The organism is Paraburkholderia sp. JPY419, from assembly GCF_050435705.1.
In the GTDB taxonomy this organism is placed as follows: domain Bacteria; phylum Pseudomonadota; class Gammaproteobacteria; order Burkholderiales; family Burkholderiaceae; genus Paraburkholderia; species Paraburkholderia youngii.
The window spans coordinates 515,093-532,401 of record NZ_JBNDKV010000003.1 but is presented as its reverse complement, the minus strand read 5'-3'; the positions used below and the strand labels follow the sequence as shown (position 1 = coordinate 532,401).

General features: G+C 57.1%; 11 protein-coding genes and 5 pseudogenes. 3 read left to right on the top strand and 13 right to left on the bottom strand.

Annotated elements, in window-relative coordinates:
* The first annotated feature begins 899 nt into the window (after nucleotides 1-899).
* Nucleotides 900-1,901 carry an IS110 family transposase gene (locus QFZ91_RS25940; RefSeq protein WP_429569140.1) on the top strand — a complete coding sequence of 334 codons (1,002 nt, stop codon included), beginning with the start codon at nucleotides 900-902 and terminating at the stop codon, nucleotides 1,899-1,901.
* A 191-nt stretch (nucleotides 1,902-2,092) separates the two neighbouring features.
* Here QFZ91_RS25940 and QFZ91_RS25935 read toward each other — a convergent pair whose 3' ends face one another.
* The 4 genes and pseudogenes from QFZ91_RS25935 to QFZ91_RS25920 form a co-directional block, all read right to left on the bottom strand.
* Nucleotides 2,093-3,433: an amidase family protein gene (locus QFZ91_RS25935; RefSeq protein WP_429568893.1), complete on the bottom strand. Its 1,341-nt coding sequence runs from the start codon at nucleotides 3,431-3,433 to the stop codon at nucleotides 2,093-2,095.
* A 36-nt stretch (nucleotides 3,434-3,469) separates the two neighbouring features.
* A complete protein-coding gene (locus QFZ91_RS25930; protein ID WP_429569139.1) occupies nucleotides 3,470-5,158 on the bottom strand; it encodes an NAD(P)/FAD-dependent oxidoreductase in 1,689 nt (562 codons plus the stop codon).
* 150 nt (nucleotides 5,159-5,308) lie between these two features.
* Nucleotides 5,309-5,455 (bottom strand): annotated as a pseudogene (locus QFZ91_RS25925) (polysaccharide deacetylase family protein); the annotation flags it as partial.
* A 61-nt stretch (nucleotides 5,456-5,516) separates the two neighbouring features.
* A pseudogene (locus QFZ91_RS25920) lies at nucleotides 5,517-5,597 on the bottom strand (polysaccharide deacetylase family protein); the annotation flags it as partial.
* Between the two features lie 318 nt (nucleotides 5,598-5,915).
* Between QFZ91_RS25920 and QFZ91_RS25915 the strand changes: the two are divergent.
* Nucleotides 5,916-6,244 (top strand): annotated as a pseudogene (locus QFZ91_RS25915) (LysR family transcriptional regulator); the annotation flags it as partial.
* 438 nt (nucleotides 6,245-6,682) lie between these two features.
* Here QFZ91_RS25915 and QFZ91_RS25910 read toward each other — a convergent pair.
* A pseudogene (locus QFZ91_RS25910) lies at nucleotides 6,683-7,643 on the bottom strand (IS110 family transposase).
* Nucleotide 7,644: 1 nt separating this feature from the next.
* On the opposite strand from QFZ91_RS25910, the pseudogene QFZ91_RS25905 reads away from it, so the two are divergent.
* A pseudogene (locus tag QFZ91_RS25905) lies at nucleotides 7,645-7,797 on the top strand (IS110 family transposase); the annotation flags it as partial.
* Between the two features lie 144 nt (nucleotides 7,798-7,941).
* On the opposite strand, the gene QFZ91_RS25900 reads toward QFZ91_RS25905, so the two are convergent.
* The 8 genes from QFZ91_RS25900 to QFZ91_RS25865 all read right to left on the bottom strand — a co-directional run bounded on the left by QFZ91_RS25900 (nucleotide 7,942) and on the right by QFZ91_RS25865 (nucleotide 16,975).
* Complete coding sequence (locus QFZ91_RS25900; protein ID WP_429568892.1) at nucleotides 7,942-8,202, bottom strand: hypothetical protein; 261 nt, start codon at nucleotides 8,200-8,202, stop codon at nucleotides 7,942-7,944.
* 95 nt (nucleotides 8,203-8,297) lie between these two features.
* Nucleotides 8,298-9,740 (bottom strand): glycosyltransferase, encoded by a 1,443-nt coding sequence (locus QFZ91_RS25895; RefSeq protein WP_429568891.1) that lies wholly within the window; start codon nucleotides 9,738-9,740, stop codon nucleotides 8,298-8,300.
* A gap of 37 nt (nucleotides 9,741-9,777) precedes the next feature.
* Nucleotides 9,778-10,398 (bottom strand): HAD-IA family hydrolase, encoded by a 621-nt coding sequence (locus QFZ91_RS25890; protein ID WP_429557141.1) that lies wholly within the window; start codon nucleotides 10,396-10,398, stop codon nucleotides 9,778-9,780.
* Between the two features lie 85 nt (nucleotides 10,399-10,483).
* Complete coding sequence (locus QFZ91_RS25885) at nucleotides 10,484-11,731, bottom strand: aminotransferase class III-fold pyridoxal phosphate-dependent enzyme (RefSeq protein ID WP_368718951.1); 1,248 nt, start codon at nucleotides 11,729-11,731, stop codon at nucleotides 10,484-10,486.
* A gap of 13 nt (nucleotides 11,732-11,744) precedes the next feature.
* Nucleotides 11,745-13,232, bottom strand: a complete 1,488-nt coding sequence (locus QFZ91_RS25880) for a GMC oxidoreductase (protein ID WP_429568890.1) — start codon at nucleotides 13,230-13,232, stop codon at nucleotides 11,745-11,747.
* Entirely contained in the window at nucleotides 13,229-14,539 is a 1,311-nt protein-coding gene (locus QFZ91_RS25875) for a condensation domain-containing protein (protein ID WP_429557138.1), read from the bottom strand. Before QFZ91_RS25875 ends, QFZ91_RS25880 begins: the two co-directional genes overlap by 4 nt.
* 145 nt (nucleotides 14,540-14,684) lie before the next feature.
* On the bottom strand, nucleotides 14,685-16,004 hold the full coding sequence (locus QFZ91_RS25870; protein ID WP_429568889.1) for an MFS transporter: 1,320 nt from the start codon (nucleotides 16,002-16,004) through the stop codon (nucleotides 14,685-14,687).
* Entirely contained in the window at nucleotides 16,001-16,975 is a 975-nt protein-coding gene (locus tag QFZ91_RS25865; protein WP_429568888.1) for a sulfotransferase family protein, read from the bottom strand. The genes QFZ91_RS25870 and QFZ91_RS25865 overlap by 4 nt, the downstream gene beginning before the upstream one ends.
* Nucleotides 16,976-17,309 lie beyond the last annotated feature (334 nt).

The window sequence follows — 17,309 nt, the reverse complement described above, 5'->3', positions numbered from 1 at the left end:
CGTTTCCTCTCGAAAGCGCGGCCCCCGAAGAACGCAGCATGCGACTTTCATCGCACTGCGCTCGCGCACAGCATTAAGCGTCGCACGGACGCCGGTCTCGAAAGCTGCACGAGCCCTTCGCAAGCATCACATTGTTGATTCGCCTCATCGCCGAGACGAAGGGCGCTGAACCGTAACGATATCGGTCTCTCACAAGCTTCCCTCCAGTGAATCTCTAACATGGACCTGCGACAACTGCACCACGCGGAAGTCTGCACCCTTTCAGGTCGAGGCAAATCTTGAACCCCTATGTGGCCGACTACAGGTCACCATTCGCTTTCTCCGCGTTCTCTTACCCGCTTCTCCGACAGTTTCCCTCGCGAGTCACCTGCTACCGGTCCGATGCCCTGAACTGACAGCGAAGAATCGGGCTTACCACGTTCCCAATCTTGCCGACGCAACTAAGATACCCATGCGCCTGTCCGTTTAGCGTCCGCTTCTCCCCCGGTAGCGCTCGCGACGACGTGCCCCGATTCAGCAGCAAGGCAACCGGCTACCTACCTTTTTGGTTTGAGCCTCCCAGCAGCTTTGGCTCGTCACTTCTTACGAGGGTTGTACAGCGATTCACTTAGGTTACGCCTGCGGAACTTGCCTTGCCCCTACACCGCACGGCTGCTGGCAGTGTCGATTCCTACCGTGTCGCCACGGTGAACCGTCTTCTGAAGGGTACGTTGTCTCCGGAGCTTCGAACCCGATCGTTACCAATCGCGCACGTCCAGATAGGCAACTGCTGGTCGTACAGCAGGTCACAGCTCAGTCGGTGTTTCGACACCGAGTGTGACAAGGCAAGAAAGAGCTTTGCCGTCTACTACGTTCGCCGATTTACGTCCGGCGGACGGCGACACGTGTCGCACGCTGAAATGAAGTATAGCGGCATCGATCTGCACTCGAACAACGCCGTAGTCGCCGTCATTGACGACCAGGACCGGGTGCTGTACTGCAAGCGGCTCACCAATGAGCTCCAACTCATAGTGTCCGCGCTGGGGCCCTATCGGGATGAACTGCAGGGAGTAGTCGTGGAATCAACGTTCAACTGGTACTGGCTTGTCGACGGACTGATGGCCGCCGGTTTTGCCGTACATCTGGCCAATACTGCAGCGATCAGGCAGTACGAGGGCCTGAAGTACTCTGGTGACGAACACGACGCCGTATTCCTTGCCCATATTTTTCGGCTTGGACTACTGCCCGAAGGCTACATTTATCCGTCGCACGAACGCGCGTTGCGCGACCTGGCACGCAAGCGCATGCAGCTTGTCCAGCAACGCACCCTGAACATCCTGAGTATCGAAAGCCTGCTCGCCAGCCAGCTCAATCTACGCATCAATGGAGAACACGTGCAGCGTCTCGACGACGACGCGGTGAGAGCACTCGCGTTGCCGCCGCACGTCGAGCGCGCGTTGATGGCCAACCTTGCCGTGCTCCATACGCTGTGCGCAGAGATTCAGGCGCTTGAGGCCATTCTCCACAAGGAAGTCAAGCTGCGCCCGCAGTTCGACATCCTCAAGAGTGCGCCGGGAATCGGCGACATCCTGGCGGCCACCATCATGCTCGAAACCGGCACCATCGCGCGCTTTGCCAGCGTCGGCCATTTCAGTTCCTATTGCCGCTGCGTGGACAGCAAGCGCATCTCCAACGGCAAGAAAAAGGGCGAAGGCAATGCAGGCAACGGTAACCGTTACCTTGCCTGGGCATTCGTCGAAGCCGCCGCTGGAGCGTTGCGCTGCTGTCCACAGGCCAGACGTTTCTATGATCGCAAAAAGTCAAAGCGCCTGCCCGTCGTGGCCATGAAGGCGCTCGCACACAAGCTCGCGCGTGCCGTTTATTACATGATGCGGGAGGGCAAACCCTTTGACCTCAACTGATGTTTCGGCTGACCTTGGCGGGGGGTGACGAGCCCGCCGGCTTTGTTGGCATCAAACCAGCAAGTTGATTGGGACACCCCCCGGCCATCCCCGATGCAGCGTAACGACTGAGACGCCCAGGCCAAGAGCCCGAGCAAGCCTGGCATGAGCATTTGGCAGTCCAGCGCCAGCGCGGCGGAAAGTCGCGTACGCTATGAAGCAAGAATCTCCTCCGCAGCGGCTGCCATCAAGAGGAGCCGGCGGTCTTGGCCGCGTGCGGCATCAAGGCTCAATCCCACGGGTAATGCGTCGCTCGGCGCTACAGGCAAGGTGATGGAGGGCATTGCGACATTGCTGGCGAGGTCGGTATTGCGTATTACCTCTGCAAACAGTCCCGGGCGCTGTGCGTCGCTAACGTGAGGAATGCTGCGTGGGACAGTGGGATAAGCTAGAAAATCGATCCCTTTGGCGTTGAGCAGCGCATTCATTTCTAGCCGCAGCGCGTTAACGTTCTGTACTGCGGCAGAATAGTCTTTTGCGGAGATCAGATTTCCGTCAAGGTGTTGATGAATGATGCTCCTCACGCACTTGTCACGGATGTTGTCGAACACAGCATTAACCCTGTTTCCCCATCCAAAAGAGAGCAGTGCGCGTGGAAAGTCGGTGAAAAATTCGTAAACTGGAATAGTAAAAGTGCCGAACTTATTCAATTCGGAAACGACTGCGTCATCGAGGTCGACGCACTGGAAGCCTGCGCGAGTTAGACGCCTGATCGCCTGCCAGCAATGCTTGCGAACATCATCATCCACGTCGTTCCACATAGAACTTGGAAGACCGATTCGGCAGCGATTATTTGTTTGTTTTGACGGAACTTGGCTATCGGAGCTCATCAAGTCATATAGAAACAAAGCGTCTTTGGCTGTCCGCGTCAGGAGGCCCGGTGAGTCCTTCGTGCGTGAAACCGGAATGATCCCGGCTGAAGACCACCGGCCACTTGTTGGTCTGAAACCCGCTATGCCGCAAAAGGCCGCGGGTATCCTCACCGAGCCACCAGTGTCGGTTCCGATCGCCATCGGGACAATACCGGCTGCCACAGCTGCTGCGCAGCCGCCGCTGCTTCCCCCGGCCAAATGGCCCGGAGCTACGGGATTGCCCACGGTTCCCCAATGGGGATTGACGGACGTGATTCCAAAGCTCAGTTCATGCATGTTGTTCTTGCCGGCGACGACGGCGCCGAGGGATTTGAGCTTTTTGACCACAAGTGCGTCGCGTGTGGCTATACAATCTTCCATGCCCGGTGTCCCGGCGGTTACAGGGAGTCCCTTGACGCAGATATTGTCTTTTGTAGAAAAAGGAATGCCGTAGAGTGGCGCGCCTCTCAGAGTGTCATTGGCTCTCGCGAAGTGCGCCTCCGCGCTGCGAGCACGTATGAAACAGTTTAGACGTGTCTGATGGGCCTCAGCGTTCAGTGCGCGATCCCGGATCTCCTCCGCTGTAACGGCTCCTGACCTTATGAGGTCGCAAAGCGATTCAAGTGTGTTTTGAAAATACATAAAATTTTGCAGGTGGGGAGGTCTGAGAGCGCGATATTAGTAGCAGTAGGCACTGCGTATTTCGTCAAGGGGGTTGCCTGGTAAAAGATCTCCCCCGGCGCTACGTATAACGGCGCATGCGCTGTTGATCGCTGTCTGCACGGCCCCTTCAATCCACCCACCGGTGAAAGAACAGCCGCATCCTGCCAAGTAGAGCCCTGTATCGCTTGCCGGATCGTTTGCCGTCTGGAATTGAAAAAACAGACGCTGCGAATAGACATCCTCACCCGGGTAGTTGAGCTTGAAGGCGCCGCACGAATGAGGATCGGTTAGCCAGTCATGGTGGAGGACGCAGCGTTCATAGTCCTCATCTGCAGGGACGAGGTGACGCGCAAGTTCCGGATGGAAGGTCGACAGGTCGTCGACGAAGCACTCGCACCGCTCCTTCTTGTCTGAAACACTCAGCAATTTGTGAGCGTCGTCCTCCCAAGTGTAGCTGAGCAAAACCACACCCCTACCACCTAGGTTGTGAGGTTCGTAGTCAAGGCAGTATACGCCTCGTGCGAAGCTGTCAGACTGGATGGTGACGGGAAGCTTCTTGTTTATCCAGAACTTGTCTCGGGTGAGCATGAAGAGCTTTGACGATCCGGTCAGATGAGTTTCTCTGACCGCTCTGGATACGTCGCGGCTGAGAAACGTTTCGTCATCTGTCAAGCAATGAACCATCTGCATCGCCCTGTTATTGCTGGTGACGATCACCCGGTCAAACGTCGCAATTTCATCTTTGTCGGTCACGAGCTTGATCTCTGCACCTTCCTTGTAGATGCGACCGACGCCGTTAAAGCGAATCCGTTCGGCGACAGTACTTCCAGAAACATTCTCGCCTGCAATGCGCTCAGCCAACGTTGAGATTCCGCACGAGATGAGGCGTTGATCGTCCATGTAACCGTTAATGACGAGGCGCAGAATCTCGGTGAATCCGGCCTGAAAGACTGGCAGAAAACCACCCGAGCCAACCCCAAGAGATCCAAACAGTTCGAAGTCGTATGGCCTTTCCCACTGAGTACCTCCAGGTGGGCAAGGACCAGTGAAAATGGTGACGATAGCTGCATAGAACGAACTATCGCGAAATAAATCCAGCCATGTTTGCCACGCGGTGCGTGCCTCCCTAAAACGCTCCGATTTCAACATAGCCGTAATTTCAGCCGGTGCGACGAGAGATATGCCGTTGATCTTGCATCCATCCTGCAACAGAGCTCTCCAGCCTTCGTGTACACGCCTGAACAAATGCGGCGGCGGATCTCCGGCCGGCCAGATATGGCGAACGCCGCGATAATGCAGTTCCGTATCAACGACTCCGGGGTCAGGGAACGCTGCCGTGGTGGGAATATCATACCGATCAAGGTAATGAAAAAGACCGGTCGCACTTGGAGGAAACCGCATCGCGCCCATTTCGGCGATGAGATGTGGGTGCTTCGAATCAAACGCCTGTGACCATAACCTGCCGCCAATACGATCGCGGGCTTCGAACACAGTAACGTCACGTATACCTGCTCGCATCAGTTCGTTGGCAGCCAGAAGGCCGCTGATGCCTGCCCCTACGATAGCAACCCGTGGACTTGCGATACTCGAGGAAAGCGTTCCGATTGCCCCTGCAGATGAGCCCCGCTCCAAAAACTGAGCATAGTCATACATTAAATCGACGGTCGGCGATGGGCCTTTTGAAGGCGCTACGCAGTTTTTCATGGATTCCTCTCCTGTAATGGCAATGCATCGAGGCGAAAGACGATGATGGCGGGAAGTGACGTGTGGATCTACCGACCAGTGGAGTGACATTAGTCCCGCTTTCACGGATTCGGCTATAACTGCGTTCGTCCATTTTCCATACGGCGCACGCATGTATCGCACCGCTGCCGCTGGGCAAGCACGCTGGATAAGCGAGTTCGCTTCTGCTATCTCGTGCCGTATCTGATCCGGCAAACATTTCGACAAGTCCCGATGGGAAAGACTGTGATTCGCGACATCGTGGCCTTCCGAAACCATGGATCAGTTCCGGATACTCAACCGCGTAGGCGCCGATTACACAGAAGGTTGCCGGTACCTGGTGCCGCGCCAGCAGATCTAGTACTTTCGGCGTCCATATCGGGTGTGGTCCGTCGTCAAAGGTAAGCCTTACGACGCTCACCGTTACGGTCACGCGCGTTTAGCACTTCCGAGATAAAATTGCGGCGATTTCACAATCGCTGAGTCTTCTCATACTCTTTGACTCATCTTCGGATGAGTCACCGTTTACCCGGGGATCAGCCCCAGTCGTAACCGCGAAATGCCACGTAGAAAATCAATATCTGGGAATTGATGTCGAGTGCCGTTCAGTAAAACTGACGGGGTCAATCATATTAATGACTTGCGTGTCAAGTTGAATTGCCGTAACTTTGCGGTACCTCAAGAAATTTGTACAATCGATTGTTTCGATATGTGACATCCACAAGGCGGATAAATAAAGATGCGTTTCAAAGGCCTCGATCTGAATCTTCTCGTCGAGTTGGACGCATTGATGGCGAAGCGTAACTTCACGCTTGCGGCACGCGATATCAATTTGAGCCAACCCGCCATGAGCGCCGCGATGTCGCGGTTACGAGATTATTTTCGCGACGACCTCTTTGTGATGATAGGGCGAGAATTCGTGCCCACATCACGAGCGATAGAGCTTCCCGGGCCGGTGTGGGAGATCCAGCTTTCCATCATCTCGCGCGACGTCTTCCAGCCGGCAAAATCGGATCGCCGGTTCAGGTCTGCCTCTCTGATTTCATGACGCTCGTCTATTTCGAGAAGAGGCATTGTCACCCATTGAAAGGCCGTTGGAAAGCGGTACAGCACTACGCACAAGGCGCGGCCTTGCGTTGTTGCGAAACCTTCGCCAACCCCGCGTGAAGCGAAGCGCCGCGACGCATCCGGTATTTCGTTCACCTGGTTGCGGAACTGATCCGCACCAGTCACCCATCGGGTTCAAGGCGAGTGCCGGTCTTCTGGCCTCGCCCCTGGCTCACGCGTGCAGCCCCAGAAAACCGTCGGTACCTGGCCAATGTCCAGGGGTTGAGACAACAATGTGGTTACCCGTTTGGGTACCAGGCTTGCTCGGGCTCATGGCCTGGGCGTCTCAGTCGTTACGCTGCATCGGGGATGGCCGGGGGTGTGTCCCAATCAACTTGCTGGTTTGATGCCAACAAAGCCGGCGGGCTCGTCACCCCCCCGCCAAGGTCAGCCGAAACATCAGTTGAGGTCAAAGGGTTTGCCCTCCCGCATCATGTAATAAACGGCACGCGCGAGCTTGTGTGCGAGCGCCTTCATGGCCACGACGGGCAGGCGCTTTGACTTTTTTGCGATCATAGAAACGTCTGGCCTGTGGACAGCAGCGCAGCGCTCCAGCGGCGGCTTCGACGAATGCCCAGGCAAGGTAACGGTTACCGTTGCCTGCATTGCCTTCGCCCTTTTTCTTGCCGTTGGAGATGCGCTTGCTGTCCACGCAGCGGCAATAGGAACTGAAATGGCCGACGCTGGCAAAGCGTGCGATGGTGCCGGTTTCAAGCATGATGGTGGCCGCCAGGATGTTGCTGATGCCGGGGGTGCTCTTGAGGATATCGAACTGCGGGCGCAGCTTGACTTCCTTGTGGAGAATGATCTCAAGCGCCTCAATCTCTGCGCACAGCGTATGAAGCACGGCAAGGTTGGCCATCAGCGCGCGCTCGACGTGCGGCGGCAACGCGAGTGCTCGCGCCGCTGTGTCGTCGAGACGCTGCACGTGTTCTCCATTGATGCGTAGATTGAGCTGCCTGGCGAGCAGGCTTTCGATACTCAGGATGTTCAGGGTGCGTTGCTGGACAAGCTGCATGCGCTTGCGTGCCAGGTCGCGCAGCGCGCGTTCATGCGACGGATAGATGTAGCCTTCGGGCAGGAGTCCAAGCCGAAAAATATGGGCAAGGAATACGGCGTCGTGTTCGTCACCAGAGTACTTCAGGCCCTCGCACTGCCTGATCGCTGCAGTATTGGCCAGATGTACGGCAAAACCGGCGGCCATCGGTCCGTCGACAAGCCAGTACCAGTTGAACGTTGATTCCACGACTACTCCCTGCAGTTCATCCCGATAGGGCTCCAGCGCGGACACTATGAGTTGGAGCTCATTGGTGAGTCGCTTGCAGTACAGCACCCGGTCATGGTCTGCGCTATGCACCAAAAAAACTGATCCTCAGAGCATCTGGCTTCAGGAGTTGATGGCTCGACGCGGGCATAACTGCGCAGCGGTCGCACTGGCCAACAGGAATGCGCGGATCATCCAGGCACTGCTCAGCAGCGATGCGACTTATATGACGAGAGGCGCGGCAACATAACCACCGAAAAACTGTTTGTAAGGAGACGCTACCCCCACACACAGGTTTGCGAAGCTTCTCAAAGCGATGACGAAATAGGTTGAACCAAGCATCCTGAAGCCTGTCTTTCGTGCCGGCTGCCACTCTTGGCGAGCCGCGATTTTGCTAAGGACGGGGTGCGCGGATCTCATCGAGGCTGCGGGCGTGCTTCGGCAACCGCCCATCTGGCAAGCCGGATACATGCATGCAGACCGTTTCGACATCACGAAAAAGAAGCTTGCAAAAGGCGTCGGTTCCATACAAGCACGAAAAGTACGGATATCCCGAGTTCGTCAAGCGCTCGAACCGTTTCGCCTCGCCTGCGGAACGGTCGTGGCTTTCATGCTCTTGGGCGGAGAAAAAACTGATGAAGGTCTCAATCAGCATGAGGTGTTCGCTGTCTGCGTGATCAGGGAGCCATGCAGGGAGCCATGCATTTTTCTCTATCCCTGTGAGGTTGTCGTAAGCGTGTGGGCATCAACTCACGCCTCAGTTGCATTTGCGCGCTGAGGCCCGGTGTGCTCTTCAAAACTAGATAGGGCTGAACGAATCGATTCATACCACTTTGGAATTTGCGAGATTTGCGTGCCGAAGTGCAGGCAGTTCTCGCGCGCTCTTCTCGCCATCCCCTCGTAATCACTATAGCTGGTCGCAAGCCGACGCATCATCTCTGCGGCTTTGGCCTCGATGTCCGGTTCCTCAAGGACAATTCCATTCAGCCCATTTACGACTTGCCTTTTCAGACCAAAAGCGGACGACACTACGACTGGTCTACCCCGGAACAGAGCCTCCGTCGTCGTCAGCCCGAAACCCTCTTCGCGAGACAATTGAAATATGCCATGAGCATTCTGTTGAAGTCGACCGACAATCTCTGCATTTGCGTCGTTGTCTTTCATCGAGATGCAGGCCAGATACAAATGTTGCTGTACTTCCGTTGGCAACTGGTCACGTAGTGCCAGGCACTTCTCGAAATACGTCCGTCCTTCCGGATCGTCAGCGACATCCAGAGGGTCTGGACCTGCTATCACGAGGCGTATCGTATTTTCCTCGTCGGATGCCGCACGCACAAAACGGATAAAAGCGGTGATGATCCGGTCGATGCCTTTGAGGCTATCCCATCTGGATACGTGCAGAAAATACCGCGAACCGAGGATTTCCTGAAGCGATGGGATAGGTCCCGATTTGCGGCCATTAAACGAAACTGAATTTCCCAGCTTCTGGTCTGCCGGCCCTTCATAGTTGCGATTCTTGGCGGAGAATGGACTGATCGATGGCTGGATGATATCGATGGGTTGAGGTGTATCGAAGACGTATTCGCTGTCGCTCAGGACAATACGCTGGAATGGACGGAGGTATTCCCCGAGAAGTGCCCATATCCTGTCGACCGTCGGGGTGCGTTCTGGGTAGCCGATGTGGCATCGCCAGATGGCTGGGTGCGGATGAGAATCTAGGAATTGCGAAGCAGCACAAAGTGGCTGTGGGTCATGGATGACCAGGAGGTCATTAGGTCCGATGATTACTTCCAGTTCCGCTGCACCCTGCCTCGAAACATCGAGATAGTGCGGCAACAGGTTATCGAGACCGGCTACGGCGGTATTATGAAGAGAATTGTGAACGCCTTTGGTGAACTGGAAAAACTGCTCCTGGTTCGGTTTAAAGATGAGCCAGCGAACATCGAAACCAAGTTCCTGCAGGAGGCATATATGGTGTGGAAGCATTTCGGCGACCCCACCGCCAAACGCGGTGGAATTGACTTGCCAGATGCAACGATCGCCGATCCTGTCGCGCATTGTGCCCGACGAACGCAACAGTTCATTGACAAGTCCCTCATAGTCTGCCTGCTGTGCAACGTAGTGCTCAAGGACAGAGCCGCGTATCAACACCTCATCAAACAGTGGTGTGCGGTATTCCGTTGATATTTTCATCTTGTCGTCCTTTCGGCCCGGAAAGCGGAGGCCGGCGTCAGATTTGAAAGGTCATCTCGCGAAAATCCTCAATCCAGCCCTTGATGTCGGGGTGGCCGCTGGCATTAGGTCCGACGCCTACGCAGTCGCAACCAGCAGTGGTTGCCGCTTCAATTCCGGCTCTGGAGTCCTCAAAAACCAAGCACCGTTCCGGGGCAATCTGCAACGTCCGCAACAGCACTTGATAGGGTTCCGGATTCGGCTTACCCTGCCTCACGTCCTCAGCGGCAATCATGATTCTTGGGCGGGAGATTCCGGCCGCCTTGAGGCGGGCAAGAGCCGAGACCCGTGACGAAGAGGTGACGACAGATCGCCTCGCAGCGGTGAGCGAGCTATAGAACTCGGCGGCGCCTAAGATTGGTCGGAGCAGATCCATCACCTGGACCTCATAGTCTGCGATGCGGGCCGCTTCTCGTTCCGGCGAGAGGCCGGGAGAGATTGACGCAACTAGTTCTATATCTCGGCGCGCGGCAGACATCCGCAACACACACTCCGGAGAGAGCCGTTCCTCCCCTGCCCATCGACGGAGAGCGTTTTCAACTACAGCCGCTGAATCCACAAGGACACCGTCCAGGTCGAAGGCAACGTGATCGTAATCGTTGAGATCGATTTCGTTCATGGCAATATGGGTAGGAATCGAAACAATAGAAAAAGTTGGTGATTGCAATTTTTGTCGCGTCTTTCCTAGACTTTGCCCTCTAGTATCACGCCCAGTAATGCTTGTTCGACAGACATGCCTTTTCGGTCGTGCGGAATGCCTCCATGCAGTATTCGACCATCGAAGCATCGGTGAACGGTGTCGTCATATCTTCGGCCCTGCAATAGTCTGCGAGTGCCAGATCCAGTGCTGGTTCTAACGCCTCGAAAAAGGCCTCATTCATAGAAGCATTGCTCATGTATGTTGCCGGGTATCCGACATAGATGCCATGCTGCAGACACTTTTGTGCGAACGCTTTTCCATGTTTTTCAGACGGCAGAACGATATCGAACATGCTGTCGCTTCCCAGAACGCGACCAGGTATTTTGCTACGCTCGAATGCGGTCTGGAATAACCTCTTGAGTGCGGAACCACTTTCGGCGAGACGGGCCACAATGCCCGCTTCTTCAAATATTTCCTGTGTCAGGTTGCCGGCCACGAAGGCCCGGTTCTCGCGCAGATAGGTATGGCCAAGATATGCGGTGTCGGCCCCCGTCATGGCCTCGTCGGTGCCGACAACTGCGGAAAGGCCGATGCCTTGCGCGATCCCCTTGGCCAAGGTAATGAGGTCGGCTTTTACACCGTGTTTTTGGCAGTAGCCACCCGAAGCATAACGGAGCCCGCACAGGACTTCATCGACGATCAGCAGTGCTCCATGCAGCTTTGCCAGTCTGGAGATTTCATGAAGCAATGCCGCGGGAAAGATCGAAGGTTCAGGTGTGAAGAAAATGCCCGCGACTCGCCCCCTGTTCATGACCAGTTGCTGCTCAAGGAGATCGAGGTCATATCGGAAATCCTGGATGTGTTGGTCCCTAGCGGGTGGACTGTCCGACCAAGGGGGCTGCTGAAAGAGGTCGTGCCATCCATGGAAGCCAGCCGTCAGGAGGACCGGCCGGCCAGTTCGATACCGGGCGATCCGAACTGCCGCTTCCGTTGCACAGGACCCCGTCCTCAGAAAAAACACTCTCGGCGTGTCAGGGAACATCTTCGAGATTTTTCCGACCAGCCTCAGGCGTTGCAGACTCACCGGCGATGGAAGAATGTCCGTTTCCTGCTCCATTGCCCGTGCGAGCCTTGCGTTGAATACTATGTCATTGCTGCCGAGAGGCGAAGCCCCGCTGCAGGATGTCATATCCAGATACATCTTGCCGTTGATATCTTCCGCCACCGCGCCATTGGCGGAGCGGAAAATGATTGACGATCGGGTTTCGCGTTCCCATTCGGCCAGATGTCCGGTCACTTCAGGATTAAGCATCTTGAGTTCCCCTTTACTCGAGTGAAAGGGCCATTCGTCTCGCGTTGGCCATGATCGTGTGTGTCGGATTGCTGTTTCCCGCGAAATTCATCACGGAGCCATCCATGACGTGGATGTTCGTGAACCCATGAACACTGCCAAGGCGGTCCACAACTGAAGTGGTGGGATCGTGTCCGGCGCGCATCGTGCCGTGCAGGTGGGAACTGCCTTTTGAGTATGCAAGCGGCTCGCGCTTGACGCGTAGCGCTCCAATGTGTCGCAGAATGTCATCCGCGCGATCAGCGAGAAAGCCAATTCGTGCACGGTCATTTGCCGAGCTTTTGTATTCGAAACGAATGTAAGGGACCCCGTATCGGTCAATGGCCTTGTCAAGCACCACGCTATTGTGCGACCACGGTTCTTCACCCGCCATATAGTGAAGGCGCATAAGACCGACGTTTTCCTCCGGCGTGGGTAAATTCGCTTCATAGATGAGACCGCCGAATTTGAGTGGTACGTCACAGTGCTCGTAGAACTCGTCGGTATAGACGGTCGCATGGGGGCCCCAGTGAGAAGCCAGAGCACTGGAGCCGTGATCCGGTCGCTCCATGTACCCGACAGAGTAGCCGCTAATCTTGAATGAGAGGCCTCGCCCGACGAGGCCGGATTCGTTGCCTATCCCCTTGGGGGCATGCTCACTCTTTGACCGGAGCATCAGTGCCGCCGTCTGTATCGCGTTTGCGCAGACGATGACCCTTTCGACTGAAATCCGGATCCGCTCAGATGATAGTGGCACGTAGCACTCAAGAGCTTCAGCTTGACCGTCGTTCCGAAGCTCGATCCGGTTGACGAAGCAGCCATACAGAACCGAGATCGATCCAGGCAGGGCAGAGTCATCCAGAATGCTTCGTGCGAGCACAGATGCTTTGGCATCCGTAGGACATACCAGTTCATCGCAAGCTGAACACAGGTTGCACCCCATGCAAGTCCATGGTGGCCGGATTGCCAGAGGGATATGGCGCGGTTTTATACCGAGTTCATGCATTGCAGTGGATAACATTACCCCACGAGGGCTGACTGGATATGTCGGAAATCCATTCGCCCCAGTGATCTCCAACAGGTGCTCGATCTCCGAGTAGTGGGGTTCGAGATCCCGGAGTGCGACGGGCCAATCAATCTCCAGGTCGGTCGTCAGATATTGAGAGGCCGAAAGATCTGCCTGTCGGTATCTGAGCGTGATAGCGTTGTAGAACTGCATTCCGCCGCCCACGCAACACGCCGTCCAAGGGTTGCCGTCGGCGGGTCGGCCGGACGAAGTGAGTGCCTTGCTGTAGGCCGCCTGATGCGGCCCGTACAAGGCGCCGGGGGAAACTAGGCCTCCATATTCCAGGACTGCCACGCGATATCCTTTCTCTGCAAGTGTTCGGGCGACGATCGATCCGGAGGGCCCGGAGCCGACGATAACCGCGTCGAACTTTGTGTAGTCGCAAGAGGTCGCTGCAATGTGTCTGATTTCTGTCACGAGCAACACTCTTCTTTTGAATGCGGGTTGGCGAACCAGCAGGAGGTGTCCGCGACGACGGCCAGGAGCTGCTTCGTACGGGCGACATAGCGCGGTACCGCGATGCCTGCGAGGTCGGTGGCCGGGTGGCGATAGCTGACGAACAGGCCATCGTAGTTGCGCCAGACCCAAAGGCACACCTCATCCGGATCGGTGCAGCGACTACGAAGCGCGATGGCTCGCCAAGTGTTCCAGTTGCGCGCGCCGGGGGTACGGCGAAGATCCATATACGAAATCATGAAGGGATCACGAAGGGGCTGGCCAAGGAGTTCCGCTACCCGAGGAAGGGGTATTCGGGCCAGTTCCTTGACTCCGTCGAGGCCTGCGACTGCCGAACGGACCGTCTCGGCAAAGGAGCTGGTTGCGCTCAGAGAGAAGGCGACCGGGCCCATACCGACGAACCATCCGATGGAGGATCTCCAGGGACCTGTTTGCGTGTGGACCGGGACCATCGTGCGAAATTCACCCGAGCCGGTGATTTCGTGGCCGACCTTCGCAAGGCAGCTAAGCAGTCCGGAGAATGTGGCACCGCCTGCTGCGCGACAGACCTGATCAAAGGTGCGCGCGGAGGACGCGTCGAGAAGCTCGGCGTGTCCTCCCGGCTGCGCGGTGGTGGAGTTGCCACTCTGAGCGCTAACAGGTTCAGGGAAAACTGGCAGGTGGCCGCCAACCTTGGTGACGAACTGTTGCCAGCTGATGACGGATTCGTGGTCGACGGTCAGTGCATCGGCTGCATTCCGTTCAGTCTCCGCAAAATCAAGGTAGCTGGCCGTGGGGGGTAGGGGAGGAGCGGGTTTGCTGTCGGAGGTGGCGAGTGCTGCAGCGTACAGGGTGTGGATCTCATGTGGGATCCCGAGAATGGAGTATCCGTCGATCAGGGTGTGGTCGGCGACGACGCAGACGGTGGTCGCGTCAGCGTTGCAGATGGTGGCGCAGATATATCCGGGCCAGCCGAGTGGGCCAATTTCGCGGTCGAACAGATCTTCGATATACCGCGCCAGCTTTCGGCTGTCGCGGAAGTTCGTCGCCTCACTGGGGTAGATAGTCACGGTGCCGGGCGGCAGCGTCACGCGGAGTAGACGACTGTCGGGTGTGGAGTGAGCGGAAAACATCAGCTGACTGCGGAGCGTTTCGTGGCGATCTGTCCAGTTGCGCAATGCCGCAGCGAAGGCATCTGCATCAAGTCCAGCGGGCAGATCGAAAGCACACCCCAACCAGGACGGCGGCAGGGGGCCTTCACCTGCTGTGTCAAGTGCGTACCTGATCAAGGCCTCCTGAGCATGGGATGGTCGCCGCGAGTCGGCCATCCATGGTGCTTCCGGCATGTGCGGGGCGCTGGCTCGCCAGACGATGAGATGGCCCGGGGACAAACTGAGTGAAGGTATATCAGTGAACATGATGATATGTCTTGCGTTACCTGCGAGGAGGAGCTTCGGCTACGAAAGTCGGCTCGGCATGTCCCTCCTGGAGCTGGGGTGTCCGCACTGCTCGCAGAGGAGACGTCAAAATCCACCCAGAGGACATCGCTATTAGAGCACCGCTGAACAGGAGCGTTGCCCGGGAACCCAGCAACGTTCCACAGGAGCCGCCCAGCAGGGCACCGAAGGGAGCGAGGCCCCATACTATGGTGCGAATGCTTGCGTTCACACGCCCATGCAACTCAGGTGGTGCTAGCATGAAGCGGATGGGCACCTGATGGACGTTGTACATCTGTTGACCGGTCCACAACAGGAACTGCGATAACCCGATTGCCAGCGGCGCCGGACACATGGGTGCGAGCGCCGCGCCGACGGCGCTGGTGCAGAGGGCCGCAACCAGCACTCGGCCGAGTCCCAGTGCCCGCGCAGTCAGACGAGCGAGCAACGCGCCGACGGCGGATCCCACGGCCGCGATGCCCATGACGGTGCCAATCGCGGTGGCCGTCAGTCTCAAGTCCTTGGTCAGGTACGGGAGAAAGACAGCCGAGTAGGCGCTGTAGAAAAAGATAAGCGTGCCCGTCGCAAAGGTAATTGCGCGCAGCCGGGACGTACGCAGCACAAACAGTGCGCCCTTTGTAGCTTCCGACAGGATACGACTGATGATGCTCCCGTCGACCGCGACGCCTCGGCGGTCCGCGCCGAACAACGTGCTCCTCACCGGCCTCATTGATACCCAAGGGAGCAGCATCGTCACAAGGACGAACGACGCGACATCGGCGAGTATCGCGATCGGAGCGGAGAGGGTAGAGATCAGCCAGCCCGCAAGTGGCAGGCCGAGTATCAGTGCCACCGACTGTCCCAGCTCTAGTCTGCTTTGAGCCTGTACCAGTTGCGGGAGCCGCACAACGGTTGGTACGCAAGCAAGAAAGGCCACATCCGCGATCACCGTGGCCGTGCCTGCCACGGTGGCGACCATATACAGATGACGCGTGCTTACGTGGCCGGCCACGGAGGCGGCCAGCGGTACGGAGGCCAAGGTGAGTGCTATCGTCGTGTTCGCCGTCATTAGCAGCATCCGATGCGAGAACCGGTCGGTGAGGACCCCGGCGAGCAGCCCTAGTAGCAGGTAGGGCGCTCGTCCGCAGGCGAGCAATATCCCAGTCTCGAACGGGCTTGCGTTGTGAAGTTCGATCGCAGTCAGCGGAAGAGCAAGAAACGTCACTTGTGAGCCGAGAAGGGAGACCGTCTGGCCAGCGAGAAGCAGATAAAAGCTACAGGGCAGGCGGTGCCGGGGCTGATTGTGCGCCTCTATCATCTCGCGCTTCCTGAACGCGGCATCGACAGGTCGTAGCCCAGGTGTATCAGCTCTTTACCGGCGACCCGCTCGAACTCGGCAATTTCTTCGGGCGTGAGGTCGTGCAAATACCGTCCATTACGCCCGGTGTGCAGCGGCTTGCTTGCGGCCAGTGCGGCGGGATGCCCCCAAGGTCTGTTGAACAGCGAGTGTTCGTGCGCCGCGTGGTTCAGGACCGCCTCGTCCCACGGCAGGTGAAGGTAGTCGAGCATTCGTTTGATGGTTTCGCGGGGGCGCGTGACCAGATCCTCGTACCGCGCCTCCAGATAGCGGCCGCCAGGCGCAGCCTGGCGGGGCCGGGTGACGACATCCAACCAGCCGTGCGCGGCCTGCGCGACAGTCCGGTAGCCCCAGTCGGGGACTGTCTTCAAGTGGGACGCGGCCAGATCGCGGCCGTCGCGAATGATGTGAATGAAATGGGCCCGAGGCCAGATTGCTGCGTAAGTGCCGACGTCCAGTATCCTGCGCTGAAGCTTGATGCCCCATCGTCGGGCTCCCATCTGTTTGCGTCGGAATTCGCCAATGGAGTCGATGAGCCGACAACGGTCTTCCAGAGCCGACAGATTGGTTCCACGTTTGGTCATCAAGTCCACCACCAAGTTCCGCAAATCGTCGCGCTCCAGACCGAAACGTTCGCATTGCAAAACGAAATGTGCGCCGTCGTACCAGTCAGGGTCAACGGTTTCCTTCGTCGCACCGGCGAGCCGTGAGTCGTGGACGTCGATCATGTCGCACACAGCGAGGATGTGCGGACCGAGGTCGACCGGTTCGGTGAAGTCAAGTTCTGGGCCAACGACCAAATCGCGGTGCGAGTCGAGAAGAACGCTGAGTAGAGTGGTGCCGGAACGATTCTCGCCGCCGAGCAGGACAGGATTAGAGGGCAGGGTGACAGGAGGGCAATCGGACGCACACCGAATGGCGAAACCGGACATGACATCTCCTCTGCAGGGGTGGACGTTATTGAATAGATTCGGCACGCGAACACGCTGAGGCTTCACACGAAACACAGAGGCGCATGCCGCTGTAAACAATTAACATTCGGTTTGCTGCGTAGATTCTCGAATCCGATTTCATCGGAAGTACTCCGACGGTAGGAGAATTCATCCCTACCGCCCTGCTCCAGCCAAACTACCGCTGAAGCATTTACATTTACGCCGACCGGCGGCGTAACCACGCCAGCGCAACTACTTTGACAAACCCGGACAAAGTGCCTGATCCTCTAGCAGGCTGTTGAATTTGGGTCCCGTGTAAACGGGGTTTGAGGGA